The sequence below is a fragment of the Marinobacter sp. R17 genome, from assembly GCF_003789045.1.
Classification (GTDB): Bacteria; Pseudomonadota; Gammaproteobacteria; order Pseudomonadales; family Oleiphilaceae; genus Marinobacter_A; species Marinobacter_A mangrovi.
Genome location: NZ_RHGZ01000012.1, coordinates 98,317 through 123,079, shown reverse-complemented (window position 1 = coordinate 123,079; position 24,763 = coordinate 98,317). Strand labels below are relative to the sequence as shown.

Sequence of the window (24,763 nt, the reverse complement as noted above, 5' to 3'; positions counted from 1 at the left end):
CCACTTCGACCGGTTAGGCGTGCCGCGTCTCTCGTAAACCTCAACTTCTCGAACCGCCCGGTGCGGACCCGCTTGCCGGGTGGTGTGGGAGGGGCGGAGCCAGAAGGCTCCCCCCTATCCCGATATGGGCGATAGAAAAGGGCGCCCTTGGGCGATGTCCCGCACTCAATACGTCAAATGACGTAGGGACGGGGGGCGTTTTCCCAATAGTGGGCGTTGTGGGGATGGCGGATAGTGAACAGGACTTGGCAGGCCGGGCCTGCGAGCCATACCAACAACTGTTCACGCCGTGATTCGAGGAGCGTCCAAGATGGCCGAAACCATTATCAAGATCGACCTGAATAAATCCGCCTACGAAAACGAGAAAGTCCATAACCGCTGGCACCCCGATATTCCCATGGCGGCGACGGTCAAGCCGGGTGACGATTTCATCATCGAATGCCACGATTGGACCGGCGGCCAGATCAAGAACAATGACAGCGCGGACGACGTGCGCGATGTCGACCTGACCCAGGTACACTTCCTGTCCGGCCCGGTGGGTGTCGAAGGCGCAGAACCCGGTGATCTGCTGGAAGTGGACATCCTGGACATCGGTGCGTTCGATGACAGCCAGTGGGGCTTCAATGGCTTCTTCTCGAAGCAGAACGGTGGCGGCTTCCTGACCGAGCATTTCCCGGAAGCGCAAAAATCCATCTGGGACTTCAACGGCATGTTCACCAAGTCCCGCCATATTCCAAACGTGGAATTTGCCGGCATGATTCATCCCGGCCTGATCGGCTGCCTGCCGTCCAAGGAGATGCTGGACGAGTGGAACCGTCGTGAGAAGGAACTCTATGACACCGAGCCGGATCGTGTGCCGGGCCTGGCGAACCTGCCCTATGCCGAAACCGCCCACATGGGCAAGCTGACCGGGGAAGCCAAGGCGGCGGCAGCAGCCGAGGGCGCCCGCACCGTTCCGCCTCGTGAGCACGGCGGTAACTGCGACATCAAGGATCTTTCGCGCGGGTCCAAGGTGTATTTCCCGGTCTACGTGAAAGGCGGCGGCCTGTCGGTGGGTGACCTGCACTTCAGCCAGGGTGACGGTGAAATCACCTTCTGCGGCGCCATCGAGATGGCAGGCTGGATTCATCTTCGGGTCAACGTCGTCAAGGACGGTATGGCGAAGTACGGCATCAAGAACCCGATCTTCAAGCCCAGCCCGATCAAGCCCAAGTACGACGACTACGTCATCTTCGAGGGTATCTCCGTGGACGAGCAGGGCAAGCAGCATTACCTGGACGTTCACATCGCCTATCGCCAGGCTTGCCTGAACGCCATCGAATACCTGACCAAGTTTGGTTACACGCCGGCCCAGGGCTACGCGTTGCTCGGTTGTGCCCCGGTGGAAGGCCACATCAGCGGGGTGGTGGACGTGCCCAACGCCTGCGCCACGCTCTGGTTGCCGACCGGTATCTTCGACTTCGACATCAATCCGTCGGCGGATGGGCCGTCCAAGAAGGTCACCGCCGGCAAGGACGTTCCTCTGTCACCGGACAAGGAGTAAGCCATGCCTGTCTACGACTACAAGTGCCGGGAGCATGGCCATTTCTATCAACTGGCCCGCATGGACGACGCCGCCAAACCGGCGGCCTGTCCCACTTGCGGCGTGATGTCGGCACGAGTCATCGTGCTGCCGCCGGAGCTGCGCGGCCTGGACCGCGACCGCCAGGATGCCCAGGCCCGCAACGAGAAGGCCCGTCATGAACCGGTCTTCTCGACGGCGGACTCCCGCGCCGAGGCAGACGATCGCGCCCGCCATGCCGCACGGAAGGGCTGCGGGTGCGACCATACGGAACGGCGTCATTCGAAGCTGTTCTACACCGCCGACGGCAAGAAGATGTTTCCCTCCATGCGTCCGTGGATGATCAGCCACTGATCGTTCTTATCCGGCCCGGACTCGCTGTCCGGGCCCCGTTCCAACTTGACCTTCCTCTTTAATAACCTTGCGAACGCCGGGTGTCGCGGGCACTGTGATCGTTTATCCCGATTGAAATCACGCGACTGGACGAGGAGGAGTCTCCGTCATGAACAAGCCTGTTCACGAGCTTGACCATGAGATGCTTGAAGCCGAGAAAAAGATTCACGAGCGCTATGAATGGCTTCACATTGCCAACGACTATATCTCGGCGATCCTGTTCCTGGTGGGCAGCATTTTGTTCCTCTGGGAGAAGTGGCAGACGGTGGCGACCTGGTTCTTCATCATTGGCAGTGTGTTCTTCCTGTTTGCGCCGTTGCTGCGCACCCTGAACAAGCGCTATGTGAAGAACCTGCGGAAAGGACCGATACATTGGTAAGGGGCGGCTTGGTGTAGAATGGCCGCCAACTTATTTTTGTGGATCGCCCCGATGCCACACCGAACAGGCCCGATACCCCGCTATGTCCGATTTCAGCACGCTCAAGCTTCGCACCGACCTGCTCGGTAACCTGGATTCCCTGGGTTACCGGTCCATGACGCCGATCCAGGCAGCCAGTCTTCCCATTGTCCTGGCCGGTCAGGATCTGATCGCGCAGGCCAAAACCGGCTCCGGCAAGACCGCGGCCTTCGGGTTGGGCGTACTGCACAAGCTGGACGTCTCACGATTTCGGATCCAGGCGCTAGTCCTGTGCCCAACGCGGGAGCTGGCGGACCAGGTGGCGCAGGAGCTGCGCAAGCTGGCCCGTGCCATCCATAACATCAAGATCCTGAGTTTGTGTGGCGGAACGCCGATCGGCCCGCAAATCGGTTCGCTGGAGCACGGTGCCCACATCATCGTAGGCACGCCGGGTCGTATTTCGGATCACCTCCGCAAGCGCACCCTGTCGCTGGCGGATGTGGAAACGCTGGTGCTGGATGAAGCCGATCGGATGCTGGATATGGGTTTCCAGGAGGTCCTGGACGAGATCATCGCCGAAATGCCGGCACAGCGTCAGACACTGCTGTTCAGTGCCACCTACCCGGATGAGATCCAGACGATCGCTGAACGCGTGATGCATCACCCTGAGCGGGTGGAGGTCGAGACCCATCAGAGCGACCAGACCATCCGTCAGCGCTTTTATCCCGTTCGCGACGACGCCCAGCGGCTGGAAGGGCTGCGACTGTTGCTGATGAAGCACCGTCCGGATTCCGCCATTGTCTTCTGCAACACCAAGCGGGAGACCGACGAGGTGGCGGATGCGCTGCGCAGCATGGGCTTCAGCGCACTGGCCCTGCACGGCGACCTGGAACAGAAGGCGCGGGACCTGATGCTGATCCGCTTCGCCAACAAGAGTGCAACGGTGTTGGTCGCCACCGACGTGGCCGCGCGAGGGCTGGACATCGACAACCTGGACGCGGTGTTCAACTTCCATGTGGCGCGGGATCTGGATGTCCACGTTCACCGCATCGGCCGGACCGGTCGCGCCGGCAGCCACGGCCTGGCGTTCACGTTCTTCTCGGAGAAGGAACGCTACAAACTTGAGAAACTTTCTGAGAAGACCGGCCAAACCATTGATGAGTCGAATCTTCCTTCCGGAAATCAGCGCCACCAGACGACGTACAAACCGCCCATGGTGACGCTGCAGATTGATGGGGGTAAAAAGCAGAAAGTGCGTCCCGGCGATATACTGGGCGCGTTGACGGGTGAATCCGGCGTACCGGGCAAGGCCGTCGGCAAGATTAACGTCACGGATAACAGTGCTTTCGTGGCCGTGACGCGGGATCATGCAAAACAGGCACTTGAGAAGCTTTCTTCAGGTAAGTTGAAGGGGCGGTCCTTCCGCGCCCGACGCATTTGACCTTTAACGGATCGCAGGCAGGGACGACGCCATGCGTAAAGAGATCGAAGCCATCTACGCCCGAGACTCACGGAAAGTCCTGGCGACACTCATTCGACTGCTGGGTGACTTCGAGCAGGCCGAGGAGGCGCTGCACGACGCCTTCACCTGCGCGCTGGCCCAGTGGCCGGAGGAGGGCATTCCGGCCAATCCCAGCGCCTGGCTGGTCTCCACCGGCCGCTTCCGCGCCATCGACCAGATTCGTCGCCGGGTGAAGTTCGAGGACATTACCCGCCAGCTCGACCAGCCAACGTCCACACCTCATGCCGTAGCAGACAGCGACGATGAGATGCTGGAAGACGACCAGCTGCGCCTGATCTTCACCTGCTGCCATCCCGGCCTTGCCCCCGAAGCCCAGATTGCCATGACGCTGCGGGAAGTCTGCGGGCTGACCACCGAAGAGATTGCCCGGGCCTTCCTGACCACGCCGGCCACGCTGGCCCAGCGGATCGTACGCGCCAAGAACAAGATCCGGGACGCCGGTATTCCCTATGAAGTGCCGGGACCGTCACAGATGTCGGCCCGGCTGGACGAGGTGCTCCGGGTCGTCTACCTGGTGTTTAACGAGGGCTACTCCGCCACCAGCGGTGAACAGGTGAGCCGTTACCAACTGGCCGACGAGGCCATCCGTCTCGGTCGCCTTCTGCTCGCGTTGTTGCCGGCCCCGGAGGTGAAAGGGTTGCTGGCGCTGATGCTGCTACAAAACGCCCGACGGTCGGCCCGTCAGACACCGGAAGGGAATCTGGTGCCTCTCGACCAGCAAGAGCGCAGCCTGTGGGATCGGGCGACCATCCAAGAGGGCGCTGCGCTGGTGACCGACGCCCTCGCCACCCGCCGCTTTGGACCCTATACCCTGCAGGCCGCCATTGCGGCAGTCCATGACGAAGCGCCGACGGCGGAAGCCACAGACTGGCCGCAGATCGTCGGTCTCTACGACGTGCTGATGCAGCAGTCTCCGACCCCGGTGGTCGCCCTGAACCGGGCGGTGGCTGTTGCCATGCGTGATGGCCCCCAGGCCGGGCTGACCCTGATTGACGAGCTGCTGGCGGGTAAGGCGCTGGACGCCTACCATCTGGCCCATGCCGCGCGGGCTGACCTGTTGCGACGCCTTGGGCGAATCGAGGAAGCCAGGACTGCCTATCAGCGGGCACTGGTTTTGGCCGGGCAGGAACCGGAGCGTCGCTTTCTTCAACATCGTATCGACGAAATGGGCGCCGGCGTTGCCTGACCGTGTCGATTCGAAGGCCGTCGGTTCGACAAGGAATAGAAAAACAACCACTTCAGGGAAAAGCCATGAAATACCTCGCATTGGTGTATTACGACGAAAACATCATCAAACAGATGACCGGCGACGAGTGGACCTCCCTCAACCGGGAATGCCTGGCCTGTGTGTACGGGCTTCAACAGCAGGGTCATTACCTCGATGGCAGTGCCTTGCAGCCCGTGGATACCGCAACCACGGTCCGGGTCCGGGACGGCCGCGCGACCGCCACGGACGGTCCCTTTGCCGAAACCAAGGAACAGCTCGCCGGGTTCTACATGCTGGAGGCCAGGGACCTGAACGATGCCATCCGCCTGGCTGAGAAAATTCCGCCGGCGCGGTTGGGCAGCATCGAGATCCGGCCACTGCGGGACATCACCCCGTTTGGCGACGACGCACCGCAGGACGACCGGCCCTGGGCCGATCGCAATCGATAAAGACTCGATCGCGCAAAGCCATGGCTGGGCTCGCACCGGCGTTGTGTTACACTCCGGCGTTATTTGCGAGTCGTGACGTCAACCATGCGGTTTCAAGCGCCAGAAAGCCTTTCCGAGCAGATCGCCCAGCACCTGGGGCAGCAGATTATTGTCGGCCAGCTACGCCCGGGCGACCGGATCCAGGAATTGCGGATCGCCGGTGAGCTGGACGTCAGTCGGGGATCGGTCCGGGAAGCGCTGCTCATTCTGGAGCGGCGCTACCTGATCGAGATTTTTCCCCGCAAAGGGGCCGTGGTTTCGCAGTTGACGCCACAGCTGGTCAACAGCCTCTACGACATCTACATCGAACTGCTGGGGATGCTGGCGCGGCGGTTGATCGAGACGACCGAAGGGGCGGATCTGGTGCCTCTGGTGGAGCAGGTTCGCAAGCTGGATGCGATGATCGAATCCGGCGAGCCGTCCCGGGAAAGCATTATCGATAATGGCTTCGAAGTCATGCGGCGGGCCTATCACATCGTCGACAACCCGTTCCTGGAAGAGACGCTGGAAAACTTCCGGCCGGCGATCAGTCGCACGTACTATCTGGCCATGGACCATTTCCGGGGCGAGGTGGCCGAAACCCGGCGCTTTTTCCGGTCGCTGGCAGCTGCGGCGGCTGAGCGGGACAGTACAGCGCTGGTACGCAGCATCCAGCAGTTTGGTGAGCACCAGCGTGCATTGGTGCTCAAGACCCTCGACATGGACAATGACGCTGCCCGTCAGGGATAAGCAGCAGGCAATGACAGAGCAGGTTAGCGGGCCGATATGCGTCTAAAATCGATCAAACTCGCCGGTTTCAAATCCTTCGTGGACCCCACCACGGTACCGTTTCCATCGAACATGACCGCGGTGGTGGGACCGAACGGCTGTGGCAAGTCCAACATCATCGACGCCGTCCGTTGGGTCATGGGGGAAAGCTCCGCCAAGTACCTGCGCGGTGAGTCCATGACCGACGTCATCTTCAACGGCTCCAGCGCCCGCAAGCCGGTCGGGCAGGCGTCCATCGAACTGGTCTTCGACAATTCCGACGGCTCCGCGCCGGGGCAGCATGCGGCGTTTACCGAAATTTCCGTCAAACGCCGGGTGACCCGGGAAGGACAGTCCGAGTATTTCCTCAATGGCACCAAGTGCCGCCGGCGCGACATTACCGACCTGTTCCTGGGCACCGGTCTGGGGCCACGCAGTTACGCCATCATCGAGCAGGGGATGATTTCCCGCCTGATTGAAGCGAAGCCTGAAGAGCTGCGGGTCTATATCGAGGAAGCGGCGGGTATTTCCAAATACAAGGAGCGCCGCCGGGAAACCGAGAACCGCATCCGTCGCACCACCGAAAACCTGGAACGCCTCACCGACTTGCGGGACGAGCTGGATCGTCAACTCCAGCACCTGCAGCGCCAGGCCCAGGCGGCGGAGCGCTACAAGGCCCTGAAGCAGGAAGAGCGACAGAAAAAGGCCGAGCTGACCGTGTTGCGCTGGCAGGCCCTCGATGCCGACCTGCAAACCGCCCGTGAAAAAATCCGCGAAACCGAGTTGGAACTGGAGCGACTGCTGACCGAACGCGTCAGTCTGGAAACCCGCCTGGAAGGCCTGCGGGAAGACCATCAGGATCGTACCGAACATTTTAATCGCGCCCAGGCCCGCTACTACGAGGCCGGCGCGGACATTGCCCGGATCGAGCAGAGCCTCGAACACCAGCGCGAACGCTCCCGCCAGATGGCGACCGAACTCGACCAGGCCCTGGCCAACCGGCGGGAACTGGCCGAGGAGCTGGGCGCTGATGAAGAAAAGCTGAACAGCGCGGCGGAAGAACTGGCCATGCTGGAGCCCGAGCGGGAAGAACTCGCCGCTAAGTCCGAAACATCGGCGGAATCCCTGCACGCGGCCGAGCAGGCCATGAGCGACTGGCAGCAGGAATGGGAAGGCTTCAGCAGCCGGTCCGCCGAAGCGCGCCAGCGGGCGGAGCTGGCCCAGTCCCGCATCCGTTCGACCGAGGACGCCATAGAAAGCCTGAAAACCCGGCTGCAACGTCTGCTGGATGAGCGCCAGCTGCTGGAAGGGCAGATCCAGCGGGACGAGTTGGACAGCCTCCGCGAACAGCGGGAGATCCTGCAGATGCGGCGTGAAGAGGCGCAGGAGCAGATCGAATCGGCCAACGCCGAACTCCAGGACGCCCGCGACCAGCAACTGGATGCTGAAAGCGCCAGCAATGAGCTGCGCGAGCAGCTCCAGACTGCCAAGGCCAACCTGACCTCACAGGAGGCTCTGCTGGCCGAACAATTGGGCAGCAATGACGATGCGCTCCAGGACTGGCTCCACACCCAGCAGTTGAGTGAGAAGCCGCGTTATGCCCAGCAGATCAAGGCCTCCGGCGATTGGGCGTTCGCCGTGGAACAGGTGCTGGGCAGCTTTACCCAGAGCGTTTGCGTCGATTCCGTCGATTTTCTCCGCGACACCCTGGGAGAGGCGCCCCGTGGGCTGTCCCTGATGGCCGCGACCGATCAGACCGTGGGCGGCAGCGCCGGCCGTTTGTCGGCGGAAGTGAACAACGCGGGTGGTCTCGGTGGATTCCTGGATACGATCCATGCAGCCGAGACACTGGATGACGCGTTGGCGCTGCGCGATCGCCTCGCCCCGCACGAATCCATTGTAACCCGCGACGGTGTCTGGCTGGGCCGCCACTGGCTCAAGACTCCGGAGTCCGCTGAGGGGCAGGTGGGTGTGATCGCCCGCCAGGAAAAGGTCGATACCCTTACGGCCGAGGTGGAAGAACTGACCGCCCGGTGGGATGAAGCCAGCGAACGTCTGGCCGAGCTCAAGGAGCGGACCCAGGATGCCGAGCTGCGTCGTGACGACGCCCAGCAGCAGCTTTCCGGCGCGGACCGGGAACTGAGCGATGTGGCCTCGAAGCTGAGCGGCCTTGAGGCTCGGGCCGAGCAGATTGAATCCCGTCTCGTACGTATCGACGACGATACCGCCGACGTGCGCGAACAGCAGGAAGAAGAGCTTGGCAAGCTCGAGGAAATCCGGGCCGTCTGGCAGGACGCGCTGAACGCCACCGAAGATCACGCCAACGAAAAGGAATCCCTGCTCAGTCGCCGGGATTCATTGCGCGAGAAACTGGACGGCATGCGCCATCAGGCCCGCCACGACCGGGATCATGCGCACCAGGTGGAATTGCAGATCCAGTCCCTGCAGAGTCAGCACGACGGCCTCAAGCAGACCCTGGACCGCATGCAGCTGCAGAAGGAGCGGCTGGAAGAGCGCATCATGGTGCTGCGTGAGAATCGGGAGGTCGCCGAGGAACCGATCGAAGACCTGTCTCTGCAGCTGGAAGGTTTGCTGGACCGCCGATTGGCCGAAGAAGAAAAGCTGGGTGGCGCACGGGATGCGCTGGAAGAGATCGACCGTGAAGTGCGGGAGCTGGAACAGAACCGCAGCCGCGTCGAACACCGGATCCAGGACGTCCGCGCCAGCCTGGAAAAGGTCAAGATGGAGTCCCAGGCCCTCGAGATTCGCGCCGGCAACCACGTGGAGCAGTTGCAGGAACTCAACGTCCGACTGGCGGAAGTGATCGAGACCCTGCCGGAGGATGCCACGGAGAAAGCCTGGGCCGAAGAACTGGAGAAAATCGGCAACCGGATCCAGCGGTTGGGCGCCATCAACCTGGCGGCCATCGACGAATACCAGGTCCAGAGTGAGCGCAAGACCTATCTGGACACCCAGCACACCGACCTCGTCGAGGCGCTGGAGACCCTGGAGTCTGCCATCCGCAAGATCGACCGGGAAACCCGTCAGCGCTTCAAGGAAACCTTCGACAAGGTCAACGGAGGCCTGCAGGCCCTGTTCCCGAAGGTCTTTGGCGGCGGCAGTGCCTACCTGGAGCTGACCGGCGAGGACCTGCTGGAAACCGGCGTCGCCATCATGGCCCGGCCGCCGGGCAAGAAGAACAGCACCATCCACCTGCTGTCGGGTGGCGAGAAGGCCCTGACGGCGATCGCGCTGGTGTTCTCGATCTTCCAGCTCAACCCGGCGCCGTTCTGTATGCTGGACGAGGTGGACGCGCCGCTGGACGACGCCAACGTGGGCCGGTATGCCAATATGGTGAAGGAGATGGCCTCGCAGGTGCAGTTCATCTACATCACCCACAACAAGATCGCTATGGAAATGGCCGACCAGTTGATGGGGGTCACCATGCACGAGCCGGGTTGTTCGCGTCTCGTCTCGGTGGATGTGGAAGAGGCAGCCGCTCTGGCGGAAGCCTGATCGCCGCGTTGTCGGTATCCGGGCGAGGGTGAAAGGGCCAGATTGTCAAAATTATGCCGCCTATGATGACAATCCGGCCATGTGGCCGGGCGGCGCGTTGTATTCCTGACGGTCATTGCTTAGAGTATTCGGGAGCCGAGAGCGCCGGCAGGGCACGATAGGACACTGTTTGCACACCTGTAATCCCTGTAACCCGTATTCCCGGAAAGACGTGACGCAACCAGACGGATTAAGAAGAAAGAACAGGACTGCATTTTTATGTCTCTGCGTGAATGGTTAATTGCCATTGGGGCCCTGATCATCCTGGGGATCGTGATCGACGGAGTACGTCGCATGCGTCGTGCCCGCCAGGAAGCGGCCGCGATCTCCTCAGGCATGGGCGCCGACGACATCGAATCGACCCCCATCGATGAAGAATTCAATCCGGAGCTGCCGAATGGCGGTTCCCGTCCGATCACCCGGGAGACGCTGGAAGAACGGGGCTATGTCCGCAGATCGGGGAAATCCCGCTTCGCGTCGCCGCCGCAAAAGCCGACCCGTCCGGTCGTAGCCGACCAACCGAATCGAACCTCTGAAGAAGAGTCTGAGGCGCCGTCGTCCTGGCAGCCATCCGATATGGGCAGCGAGCGGGCGGAAGAGCTGGAGGAGCCCGTCGAGCACATGAGTGCGTTCGATGAGTCCCAGGAACGTTTTGAGGAAGCCTGGAAAGGGGACAGCTGGGATACCGCCGAACCGGAGCCGGAGCGAGATCAGCAACCCGGGTTTGAGCCTGAGGCGGAACCCGAGCCAGAGCCGGAGCCTCCTGTCGCACGACACATTGAAGTGGAGGAAGCGCCCGACGTCGAGGATGAGGTGGCGGTCGAACCGGCAACCCGTCCAACTCAACGGGACGATGGGGCGCCCCTGGCCGGCGCCAACCGCCCGGATGCCCAGGAAGTGATCGTCATCAACGTGCTGGCCCGCCAACAGAAGGCGTTCGATGGCACGGCATTGCGCAAGTTATTCGAAGGGTGCGGTCTGGAGTTCGGTGATATGGAGATCTACCACCGTCACGAAGAGAGCGACACCCGCAGCCCGGTCCAGTTCAGCGTGGCCAATGCTGTTGAGCCCGGCACCTTCCGCGACCAGGATCTGGACGGCATGGAAACCCCGGGCATCAGCTTCTTCATGAGCATGCCGGGACCGTCGGACTCCCTGAAGGCGTTCGAGTTCATGGTGGAAACGGCCCAGTGCGTCGTGCACAACCTGGGCGGGGAGCTCAAGGACGAACGTCGCAGCGTGATGACGCCGCAGACCATCGAGCACTGTCGACAACGTATCCGCGAGTTTGAGCGCAAGCGCCGCTCCCAGCGGGTGGGATGACACCGACGTTGAGCACGAAAGAGTATGTCATAATGCCCGGTTTTCACCGGGCATTTTTGTAACAGGCGGAGACACATGGCAGACAAGGCGACCCAGCGCATCGAGCAGTTGCGGGAACAGATTAACGATCACAACTACCGTTACTACGTTCTGGACGAGCCGGCCGTTCCCGATGCCACCTACGACCGCCTGATGCGCGAACTCCAGCAGCTCGAAGCCGAGCATCCCGAACTCGTAACGGCGGATTCGCCCACCCAGCGTGTCGGCGCCATGCCGTCGAACACCTTTGCCGAAGTGACCCATCGGGTCCCCATGTTGTCGCTGGATAACGCGTTCAGTGCCGAGGAAATGAACGATTTCGATCGCCGGGTGCGGGATCGCCTGCAGCGGGAAGAGCCCGTGGAGTATGTGGCTGAGCCAAAGCTGGACGGTTTGGCGGTGAGCCTGCATTACCAGGATGGCGTCCTGGATCGAGCGGCGACCCGGGGTGACGGCTACACCGGTGAGGACATCACGGCCAATATCCGGACGATTCCGTCAGTGCCTCTCAAGTTGCGTGGGGCAGGTTATCCGGCTGAGCTGGAAGTGCGCGGCGAGGTCTACATGCCCAAGGCCGGCTTCGAGAAGCTGAACCGGGACCTGGCCGATCGCGGTGAGAAAACCTTCGTCAATCCCCGCAATGCCGCCGCTGGCAGCCTGCGTCAGAAGGATGCCCGGGTGACGGCGCGCCGTCCGCTGGAACTCTGCACCTACAGCGTCGCCGTCGAGGATGAAAGCCTGCTGCCCGACAACCACTGGGACGGCATGCAGAAGCTGAAAGAGTGGGGGTTCCGTATCAATCCTGAGATGCGCAAGGCGGTCGGCGTCGAGGCGTGTCAGGAGGCGTACGAAGACCTTATGGCGCGCCGCAACGATTTGGCCTACGAGATCGACGGCATTGTCTTCAAGGTGAACGATCTTGCCCTGCAACGGGAGCTTGGCTTCGTCTCCCGGGCGCCGCGCTGGGCCATTGCCCACAAGTTCCCGGCGCAGGAAGAAATGACTATCGTTGAGGCGGTGGAATTCCAGGTCGGGCGTACCGGTGCGGTGACCCCGGTCGCTCGGCTCAAGCCGGTTTTTGTCGGGGGCGTCACGGTGAGCAACGCCACCCTGCACAACATGGACGAAATCGAGCGTCTGGATCTGCATGTGGGCGACACCGTGTTTATCCGCCGGGCCGGCGATGTGATACCGCAAGTGGTCAAGGTGGTGGCCGAGGAACGCCCCGCCAACGCGGAAGCGGTGAAGCGGCCCGAGCATTGCCCCGTGTGCGGGTCCGAAGTGGTTCAGCTAGAGGGCGAGGTGGTTGCCCGCTGTACCGGCGGTCTCTACTGTGGCGCCCAGCAGCGCGAAGCCATTCGCCACTATGGTTCGCGCCGGGCCCTGGACATCGAAGGGCTGGGCGAGAAGTGGATCGATATCCTGGTGGAGCGGGGCATGGTGAAGACCGTGGCCGATCTCTATTCGCTGACGGTCGACGACCTCAAGACCCTCGACCGTATGGGTGAAAAGTCGGCGAGCAACCTCGTCAACGCCATCGCCGAGTCCAAGCACCCGGAGCTGTGGCGGTTTATCTACGCCTTGGGTATCCGTGAAGTCGGCGAGGCCACGGCCAAGGGGCTGGCGTCCCACTTTGGTGATTTGCCACCGATCATGGAAGCCGATGAAGAGGCCTTGCAGGACGTGCCGGACGTGGGCCCGGTCGTGGCCGGTCACATTCGTCTGTTTTTCGAGCAGCCGCATAACCAGGAAATTCTGGAGGCCCTGAAAGCGGCCGGCGTGCAGTGGCAGACGCTGGAGCCGTCAGCTTCTCCGAAACCCCTGAAAGGACAGACCTTCGTCCTGACCGGTACTCTCTCGGAGATGACCCGGGAAGACGCCAAGGAGCGACTGGAGGCGTTGGGTGCCAAGGTGTCCGGGAGTGTGTCCAAGAAAACCAGCCAGGTGGTCTTCGGTGAGGCGGCGGGATCCAAGCTGACCAAGGCGGAATCGCTGGGTGTTCCGGTCATGGACGAAGCCGCCTTCATTGCTTTCCTGAAGGAGCAGGAAGGGTAAGGCGAGTGAACGCTCCTCGAGGTCAAGAAATCCGTGGATTCGGGGTTGTGGCCTCCTGGACCCCTCCATTCTGAGAACTCGTGCAGATTGCGCGGATCGCATTTTCATTACCATGACGTTGGTGTGTAACGGCCTGTAACCCGTTCGGGTGTGTGGCCGTTGTCGCGCAAAGACAACAACAACGTCGGTAAATGGATTTCTGCATGCGAGCCAGCACGATCTTGCGGTCCGAACTTCCCAAAACCCCGCGATCCGTAACGAATACAACATCAAGACGCTCCCGATGGTCAGCGGTGGGCATCGTCCTGATCCCCGCCATCATGGCGCTGGCGGGCTGTAAGACCGAAAAATCCCCCGACAATCCCACGGTTTTGGGCACGCCCGCGAAAACGGCTTATCTGGGCGTGGAGTATTACTACAACTTCGGCGCCTATGGCGGCGATGCCATCCTCGATTACTCGCTGACCAACGCACCGCCCTGGCTGGCCATGGAAGACACCAGCAACAAGGCACGCGAGGGCATCATCATCCGCGGCGTGCCGGGGGTAACCGGCGGCAACCGTGGAGAAGCGGACCTGGGGACCACCAACGATATCAACCTGACCGCAACCGATGGTTCTCGGGTTGGCGTCCAACCGTTTGATATTGAGGTGAAGCAGAATCTGGTGACCGCCTCCGCGGAGAATTTTACCGAGGGGGAGCGATCCGACGATGTGGACGGTGCCGGTGAAGGTGAAACCTGCGCCATGCCACCCATGAAGGGTACCGGTCTGCACCAGATCACCTACGATACCTTCAATACGGACGGGACCGTGTCGGGGTCTGAATCGGCAACCTTGAAAACCTATCCGGTGATCGTGCGCGTGTTGCTGGACCAGCCCTCTGTACAGACCACCAAAATCGCGTTTGAACTCCAGTCGGACTACGATCCGACGGCCTGCGATGATGGCGCGACCTCCGGTCAGGACTGCGAGTTTTCGCTGCGTAACCGGGAAGAGGCCCAGCTTGGCAAGGACGTGGTGCTGGCCGGCAATCAGAACAACAGTGGTGGCGAAGAGCGCCTGCCACAGCCCGACTATATTGAGGTGATCGACGATACTTCCGGCGTGCTTACGATCGATCGGGGCATTACCGAGTGCTTTATCCGACTGGAAGTGGTTGACGACCAATTCGCCGAGCCGACCGAGCAGTTTGAGATTGCCTTGACCGAGGTACGCCAGGGACTGGTGGCGCTGGGCGGGGACAATGACGGCGTCTCGGAGTCGTTATCCATCGCCGACAATCAGCCGGCCGTGACTTTCCAGAGCTTGAAGGGCCACAGCGTCAGCGCCATCAACGAAGGCGATACCCAGAATTTCCAGGCCGTGCTCGATCGCAAGCAGGAGCCGGATGACACCGTATACAAGGTGCGGCTGATCAATGACAGCGACAACGCCACGGCCACCGATCCGGATTACGAATTCCTGGTGCCGGATGACGTGGGCTCGACCACCTATGTGGCCGGCAATGAGCTGACGTTCAGCCAGGGCGTCGATACGGTGGAATTCCAGGTGAGAGCCATCGACGACTCGTCAGCACCGCCCGCCTCGGAAAATCCCACAGGAGATGGTCCGGACAATAACGACGAATACGTCAGTGTGAGCGTCGATTCCGACTATCAGGATGGTCGCCCCAACTACGCGGCCAGTGAAAGCGACCTGAAAGTCTGGCTGAACGAGCTCGACAGTCCGCTGGAAGTCGGCGACGAATCGGCCGGCAAGACGCCGAGCGATGTGGTGGTCGGCGACAACGGGCGGATGTTTGTGGCCAGCGCTCTCAAGGATTCCGGCGATGGCCACTACGATGTGGTGGTCGACATCTACAATCGGTTTGGCGGCGCGCCGGAGAAAACGTTTACCTTGAGTGCGGAAAGCGGCGTAGATCCACAGCCCAGGTTGACCTTCCTGCGAACCACGATAGAAGCCGGTACGGAATCCCGTGTGCGCAATGCACTGGCGTTGACGTTTGCCACCGACGGTGCGATTAGCGGCGCCAGCAACCGGGGTGGCAAGGATGAGGCGGTCTATCTGTTCCGCCGTGACGCTGGCGACGCCGCATACTCCGAGCTCTGGCATGGCCAGTTTGGCTCCGGCGGTGACGACACACCCCTCAGGATTGGCATCAACGCCAGCAACCGGGTTTTCATTGCCGGTGAAACGACGGGCACCTGGTCTGGTGAAACCCGCGCTGGCGGTAAGGACGTTTATGCCCAGCGGATCGATACGGAGACCGAAGACGCCGTCCAGTCCCCGGTGATCGCCTGGACCAGCCAACAGGGTTCGTCATCGGATGACACGCTGGCGGGATTGGGCGTGTCCAGTTCCACCGCCTACCTGGCCGGTACGACGCTGGGCCAGATAGGTGATGAAACGCCCCTTGGCGGGCGGGATCTGTTTACGTCGAGCTATTCCGGTGGCACCGAGAGCTCGCCGAGCATCGTTCAGGTCGGTACGTCTTCGAACGACACGCTCAATACCGCCGTCGTGGCCTCGTCCAGCTACTGGATGCTGGGCGATGGCAACTTCGGGTATCGGCGCGATATCAATACGGACGAGTATGTTGCGGAACTGGTCACCGACGCATCGGACGCCTCCAAGCAGGGTTATCTGCTGTCTTACGATCTCTCAGGCAACTTCAGGACCGCCATTTCCCTCAACGATCCGGACGATGTGGCAAGTGACAGCTTCACCGCGCTGACCGCTTTCGATGGCGACATGATTGTTGGTGGGCACAGTGATGCGGCTTTCGTTGAGGGCAAGGGGGCCGGCATGATCCTGGCGCGCGTGCGAAGCGAAGACGAGGTGGTCGAGGAGCCGGCCGAAGATGAGGAAGACGACCCCATCGAGCATGAATTCACAAAGCTGGTTGAAGATGACCGGGAGCAGTATCCGTCGCTGGGCAGCAACGCCAGGCTGATCAAACTGGCGGCCTATGAGGATGCGGAGATTGTTGCCCTGGTTGCCAGCGGCTCGTCCGGAAGCCGGGTCTATCATCTGGTCCTGCTCAACGGCGATGGCCAGCTGCTGAACACCCCCTGATTGCGTAAGGGGTCAGACGTTGCCTTCCTGAACGCTGTTTTCCGCATACAGACGCAGGAAGTCCGTATTAGTCACGATGGCCAGCGGTAGACTCTGTGGGCCGATGACCAGCGCCGCGCTGAGCTGATGGGCAAGCATCAGGCGCGCCAGCTGATGGGCATCGGTTTCGGGAGTGGCCGTCAGGAATGAGGGCAACTCAATGCTCGCAAAGCGGACCAGGCGCTCATCGTCATGGTGCTGATGCAGCCAGTTGAGAATCCATCGGTCGTCGACCAGGCCGGCCACCGCGTCTTCTGACGTGATCAACAGGTGATGCACATCATGGCGCTGCATTTCCTTGAGACCATCGGCCAACGTGGCGCCGGCAGGCAGTGAGAAAAGGGTGTCAGAGGCCATGCGGGAGACCGGCAGGTAGCCGCCGGGCCCGTCCGAGTCAGACTGGGCCTGTTCGCCGTATTCGGAAATGGCTCGCTTGACGGCCGCCTCTTGCTGACGGCTCCGGGTGGGATCGACCGGTTCGTTGCGGCTTTCGTGGATCGGCTGACTCTCGTTGAGTTCATCGACCACCCCGATGGACTGTCCCCGGGCAGCCTCGGGCAGCCGGGTGGGCTGGGGCCTTCCCGGCTCGGTGACAAATATGGGCATTGGCCATCCTCGCAAACTGCTGGTAGACCCTATTTAATCACACCGGGCCCTCTAACAGGTTATCGGCCGATCGTTGCAAATGTGAATGACTTTATCGTAACAATGCGCAACTTGCCGGATGGCGGGGATTTTTCATTCGGGCGACAGGCAGCGCTCCAGAGACAGCCGGGCGCTCAGCGACTCGGGTAGACACATCGGTTGACCGGTGATCCGGTCCACCAGCCATTCCGCCAATAGCGGGGCAAACGCGAAGCCCTTGCTGCCGAGTCCGGTCAGCACGTACAGGCCATCCTGCTCGGCGTCGACAGAACCGACCACGGGCTGATAGTCGTGCGTCGTGCAGCGGAAACTGGTGCGCCCGGTCAGGGCGTCGACCGACGGAGGCGTGCCTTGGCGCCAGATGTTGGGCAGCCAGCTCCCCAGCTTTTCGATATTGTCCTGGTGGGACGAGGAGCGCACGCCGGGATCGCTGTCTTTCAGGTCAAACGTGGCTCCCGTCACCGCATATCCCCGATGAACAGGGTTGATGTAGCTTTGGCCGCAGAGGACCACGCCGGGGTTGTTCAGGAGGTCCGACGGCAACTGCGTTACCTGGCCGCGAATGGCGCGGAACCGGTACCGGGCGGGCCCGGGCAGCACATCGCCCACCTCATGCCCTCCAGTGACCACCACGTCTCGCGCCTGCCACTGACGGCCGCGTTGATCACTGAGGTGCCAGGCTCCGTTGCGGACGGTTATGTCGGTGACCTCGCATCCGAATTCACAGGTGATGCGTGGGTGCTCAAGCAGGGCGGTACACACGTTCACGGGCTCCAACCAACCGCTCGACGGAAACCAGAGGCCGTCATGGCGGATCGGGCAGCCGGCCAGCTCACTGGCTTCGGCCGCAGAGACCGGGCGCAGGATGTCCTCCGGAAAGTCATTGCGATCGAGAAACCGGGCTTGCCGGGATTTTTCCTGTTCGGTGGTGGCGAGCTGCAGAAGGCCGCCGGGATGCCAGAATGATGTTGGCGCATAGGGTTGAGCATAGCGGGCGTAGGTGCGCTGGGCGTGCAGCAGGGCATGCAGCGCCAGCTGGGTTTCCGGGCCATAATCGACGCCGAGTTTGACATAAAGGGCGGCCTGGGGGTTGCCGGAGGCGCCATCCGCCGGGCCTGGGCCTTTTGATAACACCCGTACAGTGCGGCCCCGATCGGCCAGGTTTCGGGCTACCAGCGACGCGGCGATGCCGGCGCCAATCACCAGGACTTCGCCATCGGCGCCTTCTGGATTGTTTAGCTTCGAAGTCTGCTTTCCGTCATCCGGCAGTTCGCCGGCCAGCATCTCCCGTTTGCGCCCGAATCCGGGCACCTTGCGCACGGTAAATCCCTCCGCCTGGAGCGCGCGACGAACGGCGCCGACGGCCGTGAAGGTGGCAAAGGTGGTGCCCGGCTGGCTGTGGTCGGCGACGGACCGGATCAGGCTTTCCGCCCAGAGGTCCGGGTTCAGGGACGGTGCGAAACCATCGAGAAACCAGGCGTCGGCCTGAAAGGAGAGCGCTTGCCAGGCGTCCTGCGCCTCCCCGAAATACAGGGTGAGCCGAACCCGGCCTTCGTCAAACACCAGGCGATGGACGCCGGTGACCAGGGGTGGATACTCGGCCAGCAGGTCGTTCGCCAGCGGCGTCAATACTGGCCACAGGGCCAACGCCTGCTGCAGGTCGGCCCGGGTAAGCGGGAAGCGTTCCACGGACACGAAGTGGAACTGCGCGTCGTCCGGCGCCTCCTCCCGCCACGCCTGCCAGGATGCGAGGAAATTGAGCCCGGTACCGAAGCCGGTCTCGGCAACGACGAACGTGGCGTCACCGGAAAGGGCGCGGAAACGCTCCTCCAGCCGGTTATGGCCCAAAAACACGTAACGGGTTTCCTCCAGGCCATTTTCCCGGCTGAAGTAAACGTCGCCAAAGCGCTTGGAGACCGGTTGCCCGTCGCGCCATTCCAGATCGGCCGACTCAATCGCCGGCGGGCGAAGGGTGGCTGACATCGACGGTGCCCCGGACATCAGGGCTTGGCGTCCTGGTCAGGCTCGATCACGGTGGCGGAGCGGATCACGACCGGCGTCTCGGGAACGTCGGCCATGCCGGACTGCCGTTCGGTCGGCACATTGCCGATGGCGTCGACGGCGCCCATCCCGTCGGTGACGGTGCCGAAGACGGTGTAGCCTGCGCCACGAACGCCCTTGTCGAGAAAGTGATTGTCGACCAGGTTGATAAAGAACTGCGAGGTGGCCGAGTCGGGATCGTTGGTTCGCGCCATGGCAACGGAGCCGCGCACATTACCGAACGTCTCGCTGGCTTCGTTGGGGACCGGAGCACGGGTGGTCTTACGGCTCAGGTCGACCGTGAAACCGCCGCCCTGGACCATAAAGCTGGGAATGACCCGATGAAAGACGGTGCCGTCGTAGTATCCGGCCTTCACGTATTCCAGGAAATTGGCCACGGTCTTCGGCGCCACGTCCGGTCGCAGGCGGATGGTCACAACGCCCTCGGTGGTATCGAGGCGGACCTGAGGAAATGAATTCTGATCGCTGGTCGCTGCCTGAACGCCTGTGACCAATCCTGTGGCCAGGATCAGTGCAATCAATCCTCGAAGGAAGATCACACCATAGGGATATTTAACGTTGTTTTTGAGGGTGAGACTCGTCAAGACAGGATCCTCATGCTTTGATCAGGGTGCCGGGCAGTTTATCAGATTTCCACGGCTGTTAAGGGAAATCAGCCGCTTGCAGGATGCTCGCGGATTGTCACGAAACGCGCGTGATGGGTTACCGACCCGGCGTTATAAAAACAATGACAACAAACAGGCGCGCTTTGCTCACCTGGCGTTACGTATCGATTCGATCAGTTTCTGTACAGGTGCGTAATCCCGATCCATGCTTTGCGTGGGCTGATACAGCGAACGCGAGAGTCGGCAGGCTGGCCTGAGACTTGCCGGCATCGCGAGCGGTTTCGCAGATCGTTGATGCGCGTCGAGCCACACGGAGGAAACAGGTGAAGAACACTCAGGGTTATCAGGAAAAGTCGCGACTTGGGCGACTCCTCGTCAATCGCGGTCACATCAGTGAAGCGCAACTGGAACAGGCGCTGGAACAGCAGCGTGCATCCGGCGCATTGCTCGGTGAGGTTCTGGTGGCCGCCGGTTGGGTCAGCGAACGGGATCTGTCCCGGGCCTTGCGCCAGCAGCGTCACTACCGGCGTGCCGCCGCTGTCGTGGCGATGGTGGCGTTACCGCTGCAGCCGGTGGTCACGCTGGCATCAGCGACACCGGAGAAGGCCGAAGGCGCCATCACGTCCGATGAAATGCTGCAAAGCAGCGGTTTCCGTCCATTGACCGATGCCGAGATGAGTGGTGTTGCCGGGCAGGGGACCGATGATCTGCTGGCGCGGATCGAACGGGTTGGCCAAATGCCGGATGACGCGGCCCGCGGCGATGAGCAGAAAGCGGATGCGATTGAAGGTCTGAAGCTGGTCACGCACACGTTTGTGCCGGTGCTGAATTTCCTGGACTCCGATCTGACCATCAGCGGCGTGCATTACCGGGACGATGAGCCGAGGCTGGAACTTCTGGCCGATGGCGGTTTGAGGCTGGCGCTGCCGGAGCGTATTGAGAGCGTGGAAATGAACGAGATCCGGGTGTCCGGCACCCAGGGGCCGTCCATGGGGAATGTCAGCCTGCACAACATTCGCTTCTCGCCAGAATCGCATATGACGATCTATACACGGCCATAAGCAGGGCCGTTCCCGGTGCTGAGTTTGTTGTCCAGCCCGGTCTTTCCCTTCCCGGAATGCTTGGCTTATCCCGTCAACGATGCGGTGGCTGACAGGTTGGCGTGTCAGGCGCTTGCCAATACCGTTTTGTGGCTAACGGCCGTGGATTGCCCTTTGGCGCCGTAGAGTTTGGCCTGGTCGGCACAGCCCCGGAAGATTTCCGTCAGACGGCCGAGGCGCTGTTGCAAATTGCCAATGATGCGGCCATTGACCTGATTGAGACGCTGGCAGGCCTTCAGGCGATTCTCGGCTTCGTTCCAGAGCTGGGTGAGCTCTTCAACGCCGGCTGCCCGGATGAAGGTGGAAGGTTGGCCATGCCGGGGATTGAAGCCCATCGCAACCAGCGCGTGGATCTTGCGCTTGGCTCGTTCGCGGACCTCGTTGAGCAGGTGGTTCTTTTCCCGTGTCAGGACTTCGAGGCCTGCCATGTCCGAGGTCTTGAGCAGTTGTTTCTCTGACGCCAGCAATCCGCCCAGTTGTTCGAGTTGCTGGATGTCTTTGTGGAGCAATGCTTTCAAATCATCGATGGCGGCCATGATCTACTCATCCAAAAATGCTTTTATCCATATCAAGCATTTTCTGGGCCACTTTCTCTGCATCCACCTTGTAGCTGCCATCGGCCAGCGCAGACTTGATCTGCTCGATGCGATCGTCATCCACTTCCGGATAGCTGCTCATCTGCTCTTCCAGTTTCTTCAGATCACGCGCCTGGTTGCTCAGGCTGACGTTATCCGGGCGTGAACCCTGGGTGCGAGCCTGTTCGGTCGGCGTCGGTGTCGACGGCGTTTGTGTGTTGGCCTTGCTGGTATTCGTGGAGGTGGTCTTGGAGTTGACCTGGCCGGGGCCAATTCCATTAAAGTCAACTGTCATAACGGTACCTGCGGATAAGTGAGTTAAACCGGTTACAGTTTGTATCGACCGGCTTTAGTGAATCTTTAGCGAATACGGCAATTATTTTTGCGGCAGGGCATTGCCGGACATCGGCAAGCCTCTTCCGCCCTGCCTACATCGGGACTTCAACGTGTCCCGGAGACGTGACCTGCGCACGCAACGTCTTCTCGGAACGCAGGTTCTGGACCATGATCTGTTCACCCACGCGCCCATCGCCCAGCGCCTTGCCTCGGGACTGCACGGCAATCGATCCACTGCGGGCGACGATAATAACATGGTCCCCCCGGGACACGGCATCGGGCTGGGTGACGACGTCCGGGGTGAAAATCGTGCCGGAATTCACGGAGCGCCGGACCTCCAGTCCAACCAGGTCCTCACGTCGCGTGATGGCCCCCCGGCGAACGGAGTTGATGACAACCGGCTGGGTCGCAATCATGCCTCCGGTAATGCGCTCGCCCCGGCTCAGCGGGCGGGCGGCGACCAGCCCCGGGCCCCGAATCTCCAGCGTCGCAGATAGGTAAAGGCGCCAGGGGCGCTGGCCGTCACAGGATACGGACAGGGTTGGCTGCGTGGTTTCTGTCGGATCGCTGGTGAAACTGACGGACGGCCCGTTGTCGCAAGCGGCCAGGTTCAGCCGCGAATCCAGTGACCCCAGGCTATAGGTGGCCGTCTGGCCGGCGTCCTTGCGTTCCGCGACGTATTGATCGAGAAACTGTTGCGCCGCTTGCCGGATCATGGCCGCCGTCGTTTTTTCGGCGGCGCTCAGGGGTGAGGAGATCACCATGCCAATGGACAAGAGGAAAATGACTATGCGCATTTTGGACTGTATGACCTATGCTTACGGTTGAATCCAGGGGCAGGATTGCGATCAACTAGCCCCATGGCCTATTGACGACTTTCCGTCACCGGCGGATGATGCCGGACACTTTTCGGTAAAAGTCGCAATAACTGTGCCGATTTGATCAGCATGGATGATAACGGCCATCTTCGGACGCGGAACTGAATAACAAGCAAGATAGGTAAGAGCGTTATGGCAGGCGTATTGGACAGTGTGAATCAGAGAACGCAGCTGGTCGGGCAGAATCGCCTGGAGTTGCTACTGTTTCGCTTGCGTGGCCGTCAGGTCTACGGCATCAATGTGTTCAAGGTGAAGGAAGTCCTTCAGTGCCCGAAGCTGTCATCCATCCCGCAAAGCCGTTCGGTGGTCCGGGGGGTGTCGCACATTCGGGGGGAGACCATTCCGATCATCGACATGAGTCTGGCGATCGGTTTGCCGGAGATTCCTGCGAGTAACCTCGCCGAAAGCTTCGTGATCATGTCGGAATACAACCGGCGCACCCAGGGTTTCCTGGTGGGCAGCGTGGACCGCATCGTCAACCTCAACTGGGAAGAGGTATCGCCGCCGCCGAAGGGTGCCGGACGCGAAGTCTACCTGACCGCCGTGGCCCGCATCGACGATCAACTGATCGAAATCATCGATGTTGAAAAGATCCTGGCCGAGGTGGCACCGTTGCGCGAGGATGTGGGCGAAGAGTTGGTGGGCCGCAGCTCCGAAACGGATCGGACATCCACCCGTCCCGTTCTGGTCGTTGACGATTCCAGCGTGGCGCGGCGCCAGGTCGAGCGCTGCCTGACCGCGATCGGACTGGCGGTGGTCACCCGTAACGACGGCAAACAGGCCCTGGACTACGTCAAAGAGCTGACGGCCGACGGCTCCGACATCAGCGATCACCTGTGCATGATGATTTCCGACGTGGAAATGCCGGAAATGGACGGCTACACATTGGTAACGCGGTGCAAGGAAAACACGCAGCTGAATTCGCTGTACATCATGCTGCATACGTCGTTGAGCGGTGTGTTTAACAAGGCCATGGTTCAGAAAGTGGGTGCTGACGACTTCATGGCGAAGTTCAGCCCAGACGAGCTCGCTGAGCGGGTGATGGAAGTGCTGGATCAACTATGATCCGCGCCGAGAAGGACCGGAATCGCTGCAAGGGCCCATGAAATCAGAGATTACTCCCCAGGAATACGACGCATTCAAAGGATTCCTGCAGGACGCCTGCGGGATTTTGTTGGGCGACAACAAGCAATACCTCGTCAAGAGCCGCCTCCGGAAAATCCTTGAGGAGAACGGCTTCGATACGCTCGGTGGCCTGATCAAGCAATTGCAGCGCCCCCGGGATCCATTGCGCGAGGTGGTAATCGATGCGATGACCACCAACGAGACACTGTGGTTCCGCGACACCCACCCCTTCCGCATCCTGAATGAGCGATTGCTGCCGGAACTGGCGGAGCAGAAGGGCAACCAGCCGTTACGGATCTGGTCGGCTGCCTGTTCCACTGGGCAGGAGCCTTATTCCATCGCGATGGCGATCGACGAGTTTCGCCGTCTGAAGCCGGGGCGTCTGCGGGGAGATGTACGGATCGTGGCGACCGATATCTCCCGCAGCGTCCTGGAAGTAGCCCGTCGGGGCGAGTACGAGATGCTCGCTATCGGCCGGGGCCTCTCGCCGGATCGTCAACGCAACTACTTCACGTCCTCGCCGTCCGGCGGCTGGCAGATCAAGCCTGCGATCAAGAACATGGTCGAGTTCAAGGAGCTGAACCTCCTGGACCGCTACATCATGGGCAAATTCGACCTGGTGTTCTGCCGCAACGTCCTGATCTATTTCTCCGCGGACCTCAAGAAAGACATCCTGACCCGCATGCACAGCGCCTTGGTGCCGGGTGGCTACCTGATCCTGGGGGCTTCGGAATCCCTGAATGGGCTACCGGAATATTATGAGATGGTTCAGTGTCAGCCGGGGATTATCTATCGGGCCAAGAAGCGGTAAGGGGTTCTGGTCGAACGCGAGTAATGCAGAATAAAAGCCCGGTCTCTCACCGGGCTTTTTAGGTTTGGCGGTGTGGGCATGATGGTTTGGCGCGTTGCGCCTCACCCCTCCGGGGCCGTCGTCGCTGTAGCCCCAACTCCAACGTTCCTCCGCAGGCATTCGCCTGCTCCGGTCGAACCCGCGAGGGTTCTTCTACCCACCCAATCAGCCAATAAAAAACCCGG

20 protein-coding genes are annotated in these 24,763 nt (G+C 61.2%); 14 read left to right on the top strand and 6 right to left on the bottom strand.

The annotated features are described in order from the left end of the window. The first annotated feature begins 310 nt into the window (after window positions 1–310). The 11 genes from fmdA (at window position 311) to EB809_RS10690 (ending at window position 16,364) form a co-directional block, all read left to right on the top strand. Window positions 311–1,543, top strand: coding sequence for a formamidase (gene fmdA / locus EB809_RS10740; protein WP_123634816.1), 1,233 nt, complete (start codon window positions 311–313; stop codon window positions 1,541–1,543). 3 nt (window positions 1,544–1,546) lie between these two features. Next, the gene (locus tag EB809_RS10735; protein WP_123634815.1) at window positions 1,547–1,915 is read left to right on the top strand and encodes an FmdB family zinc ribbon protein; all 369 of its coding nucleotides are present in this window, start codon (window positions 1,547–1,549) and stop codon (window positions 1,913–1,915) included. Window positions 1,916–2,063: 148 nt separating this feature from the next. Further along, window positions 2,064–2,333 (top strand): YrhK family protein, encoded by a 270-nt coding sequence (locus EB809_RS10730; protein ID WP_123634814.1) that lies wholly within the window; start codon window positions 2,064–2,066, stop codon window positions 2,331–2,333. 82 nt (window positions 2,334–2,415) lie between these two features. Further along, the gene (dbpA, locus tag EB809_RS10725) at window positions 2,416–3,792 is read left to right on the top strand and encodes an ATP-dependent RNA helicase DbpA (protein WP_123634813.1); all 1,377 of its coding nucleotides are present in this window, start codon (window positions 2,416–2,418) and stop codon (window positions 3,790–3,792) included. A gap of 31 nt (window positions 3,793–3,823) precedes the next feature. Beyond that, entirely contained in the window at window positions 3,824–5,059 is a 1,236-nt protein-coding gene (locus EB809_RS10720) for an RNA polymerase sigma factor (RefSeq protein ID WP_123634812.1), read from the top strand. Between the two features lie 65 nt (window positions 5,060–5,124). Further along, window positions 5,125–5,529 (top strand): YciI family protein, encoded by a 405-nt coding sequence (locus tag EB809_RS10715; protein WP_123634811.1) that lies wholly within the window; start codon window positions 5,125–5,127, stop codon window positions 5,527–5,529. 84 nt (window positions 5,530–5,613) lie between these two features. Continuing rightward, window positions 5,614–6,297, top strand: a complete 684-nt coding sequence (locus EB809_RS10710; protein ID WP_123634810.1) for a GntR family transcriptional regulator — start codon at window positions 5,614–5,616, stop codon at window positions 6,295–6,297. A 36-nt stretch (window positions 6,298–6,333) separates the two neighbouring features. Next, complete coding sequence (gene smc, locus EB809_RS10705) at window positions 6,334–9,831, top strand: chromosome segregation protein SMC (RefSeq protein ID WP_123634809.1); 3,498 nt, start codon at window positions 6,334–6,336, stop codon at window positions 9,829–9,831. Window positions 9,832–10,089: 258 nt separating this feature from the next. Further along, window positions 10,090–11,193, top strand: coding sequence for a cell division protein ZipA (gene zipA, locus EB809_RS10700; protein ID WP_123634808.1), 1,104 nt, complete (start codon window positions 10,090–10,092; stop codon window positions 11,191–11,193). Between the two features lie 75 nt (window positions 11,194–11,268). Then, entirely contained in the window at window positions 11,269–13,287 is a 2,019-nt protein-coding gene (ligA, locus tag EB809_RS10695; protein WP_123634807.1) for an NAD-dependent DNA ligase LigA, read from the top strand. A gap of 293 nt (window positions 13,288–13,580) precedes the next feature. After that, a complete protein-coding gene (locus EB809_RS10690) occupies window positions 13,581–16,364 on the top strand; it encodes a hypothetical protein (protein ID WP_123634806.1) in 2,784 nt (927 codons plus the stop codon). A gap of 12 nt (window positions 16,365–16,376) precedes the next feature. On the opposite strand, the gene EB809_RS10685 is transcribed toward EB809_RS10690, so the two are convergent. From EB809_RS10685 to EB809_RS10675, 3 genes are all read right to left on the bottom strand, one after another. After that, a complete protein-coding gene (locus EB809_RS10685; protein WP_123634805.1) occupies window positions 16,377–17,009 on the bottom strand; it encodes a CBS domain-containing protein in 633 nt (210 codons plus the stop codon). Window positions 17,010–17,141: 132 nt separating this feature from the next. Then, on the bottom strand, window positions 17,142–19,031 hold the full coding sequence (gene mnmC / locus EB809_RS10680) for a bifunctional tRNA (5-methylaminomethyl-2-thiouridine)(34)-methyltransferase MnmD/FAD-dependent 5-carboxymethylaminomethyl-2-thiouridine(34) oxidoreductase MnmC (RefSeq protein WP_123634804.1): 1,890 nt from the start codon (window positions 19,029–19,031) through the stop codon (window positions 17,142–17,144). Window positions 19,032–19,048: 17 nt separating this feature from the next. Next, complete coding sequence (locus EB809_RS10675; protein WP_123634823.1) at window positions 19,049–19,648, bottom strand: peptidylprolyl isomerase; 600 nt, start codon at window positions 19,646–19,648, stop codon at window positions 19,049–19,051. A 389-nt stretch (window positions 19,649–20,037) separates the two neighbouring features. On the opposite strand from EB809_RS10675, the gene EB809_RS10670 reads away from it, so the two are divergent. Next, window positions 20,038–20,775 carry a pilus assembly protein PilB gene (locus EB809_RS10670; RefSeq protein ID WP_123634803.1) on the top strand — a complete coding sequence of 246 codons (738 nt, stop codon included), beginning with the start codon at window positions 20,038–20,040 and terminating at the stop codon, window positions 20,773–20,775. Between the two features lie 104 nt (window positions 20,776–20,879). On the opposite strand, the gene EB809_RS10665 is transcribed toward EB809_RS10670, so the two are convergent. The 3 genes from EB809_RS10665 to flgA all read right to left on the bottom strand — a co-directional run bounded on the left by EB809_RS10665 (window position 20,880) and on the right by flgA (window position 22,522). Then, window positions 20,880–21,350, bottom strand: coding sequence for a flagella synthesis protein FlgN (locus EB809_RS10665; RefSeq protein ID WP_123634802.1), 471 nt, complete (start codon window positions 21,348–21,350; stop codon window positions 20,880–20,882). A gap of 7 nt (window positions 21,351–21,357) precedes the next feature. After that, window positions 21,358–21,684: a flagellar biosynthesis anti-sigma factor FlgM gene (flgM, locus tag EB809_RS10660; protein WP_123634801.1), complete on the bottom strand. Its 327-nt coding sequence runs from the start codon at window positions 21,682–21,684 to the stop codon at window positions 21,358–21,360. 133 nt (window positions 21,685–21,817) lie between these two features. Next, window positions 21,818–22,522: a flagellar basal body P-ring formation chaperone FlgA gene (flgA, locus tag EB809_RS10655; RefSeq protein WP_123634800.1), complete on the bottom strand. Its 705-nt coding sequence runs from the start codon at window positions 22,520–22,522 to the stop codon at window positions 21,818–21,820. Window positions 22,523–22,735: 213 nt separating this feature from the next. Here flgA and EB809_RS10650 point away from each other — a divergent pair, with 213 nt between their 5' ends. Together EB809_RS10650 and EB809_RS10645 are read left to right on the top strand one after the other, a co-directional pair. Then, on the top strand, window positions 22,736–23,668 hold the full coding sequence (locus EB809_RS10650) for a chemotaxis protein CheV (protein WP_123634799.1): 933 nt from the start codon (window positions 22,736–22,738) through the stop codon (window positions 23,666–23,668). Window positions 23,669–23,705: 37 nt separating this feature from the next. Further along, the gene (locus tag EB809_RS10645) at window positions 23,706–24,539 is read left to right on the top strand and encodes a CheR family methyltransferase (RefSeq protein WP_123634798.1); all 834 of its coding nucleotides are present in this window, start codon (window positions 23,706–23,708) and stop codon (window positions 24,537–24,539) included. Window positions 24,540–24,763 lie beyond the last annotated feature (224 nt).

Bases quoted from the DNA above. Each gene is read 5' to 3' on its own strand.
- fmdA (WP_123634816.1), top strand. From the start codon at position 311: ATGGCCGAAACCATTATCAAGATCGACCTGAATAAATCCGCCTACGAA.
- EB809_RS10735 (WP_123634815.1), top strand. From the start codon at position 1,547: ATGCCTGTCTACGACTACAAGTGCCGGGAGCATGGCCATTTCTATCAA.
- EB809_RS10730 (WP_123634814.1), top strand. From the start codon at position 2,064: ATGAACAAGCCTGTTCACGAGCTTGACCATGAGATGCTTGAAGCCGAG.
- dbpA (WP_123634813.1), top strand. From the start codon at position 2,416: ATGTCCGATTTCAGCACGCTCAAGCTTCGCACCGACCTGCTCGGTAAC.
- EB809_RS10720 (WP_123634812.1), top strand. From the start codon at position 3,824: ATGCGTAAAGAGATCGAAGCCATCTACGCCCGAGACTCACGGAAAGTC.
- EB809_RS10715 (WP_123634811.1), top strand. From the start codon at position 5,125: ATGAAATACCTCGCATTGGTGTATTACGACGAAAACATCATCAAACAG.
- EB809_RS10710 (WP_123634810.1), top strand. From the start codon at position 5,614: ATGCGGTTTCAAGCGCCAGAAAGCCTTTCCGAGCAGATCGCCCAGCAC.
- smc (WP_123634809.1), top strand. From the start codon at position 6,334: ATGCGTCTAAAATCGATCAAACTCGCCGGTTTCAAATCCTTCGTGGAC.
- zipA (WP_123634808.1), top strand. From the start codon at position 10,090: ATGTCTCTGCGTGAATGGTTAATTGCCATTGGGGCCCTGATCATCCTG.
- ligA (WP_123634807.1), top strand. From the start codon at position 11,269: ATGGCAGACAAGGCGACCCAGCGCATCGAGCAGTTGCGGGAACAGATT.
- EB809_RS10685 (WP_123634805.1), bottom strand. From the start codon at position 17,009: ATGCCCATATTTGTCACCGAGCCGGGAAGGCCCCAGCCCACCCGGCTG.
- mnmC (WP_123634804.1), bottom strand. From the start codon at position 19,031: ATGTCAGCCACCCTTCGCCCGCCGGCGATTGAGTCGGCCGATCTGGAA.
- EB809_RS10665 (WP_123634802.1), bottom strand. From the start codon at position 21,350: ATGGCCGCCATCGATGATTTGAAAGCATTGCTCCACAAAGACATCCAG.
- flgM (WP_123634801.1), bottom strand. From the start codon at position 21,684: ATGACAGTTGACTTTAATGGAATTGGCCCCGGCCAGGTCAACTCCAAG.
- flgA (WP_123634800.1), bottom strand. From the start codon at position 22,522: ATGCGCATAGTCATTTTCCTCTTGTCCATTGGCATGGTGATCTCCTCA.
- EB809_RS10650 (WP_123634799.1), top strand. From the start codon at position 22,736: ATGGCAGGCGTATTGGACAGTGTGAATCAGAGAACGCAGCTGGTCGGG.
- EB809_RS10645 (WP_123634798.1), top strand. From the start codon at position 23,706: ATGAAATCAGAGATTACTCCCCAGGAATACGACGCATTCAAAGGATTC.